The organism is Streptomyces rhizosphaerihabitans, assembly GCF_025399795.1.
Classification (GTDB): Bacteria; Actinomycetota; Actinomycetes; order Streptomycetales; family Streptomycetaceae; genus Streptomyces; species Streptomyces rhizosphaerihabitans.
Window position 1 is genome coordinate 1 of record NZ_JAODTZ010000201.1, and the last position, 358, is coordinate 358.

General features: G+C 62.8%; 1 protein-coding gene. It reads right to left on the bottom strand.

Translation table 11 applies throughout. The features are described 5' to 3' along the window. Nucleotides 1–358, bottom strand: a 358-nt coding sequence (locus tag N4G66_RS45405) for a S1 RNA-binding domain-containing protein (protein WP_261710179.1), incomplete at both ends; no start/stop codon positions are given.

Consider the following 358-nt stretch of genomic DNA (forward strand, 5'->3'; position numbering starts at 1 on the left):
GCACGGCGGGACAGGACCACGTTGTTGCGGTTCTTGTCCAGCTCGATGATCTTGGCCTCGAGCTCCTTGCCCACGTAGGGCTGGAGGTCGCGGACACGGCGCATCTCGACGAGAGAAGCCGGCAGGAAGCCACGGAGGCCGATGTCGAGGATGAGTCCACCCTTGACGACCTCGATGACGGTGCCGGTGACGATGCCGTCCTCTTCCTTGATCTTCTCGATGGTGCCCCAGGCGCGCTCGTACTGGGCGCGCTTCTTCGAGAGGATCAGGCGGCCTTCCTTGTCCTCCTTCTGGAGAACAAGGGCTTCGATCTCGTCGCCGACCTTGACGACCTCGTTCGGGTCGACGTCGTGCTTGA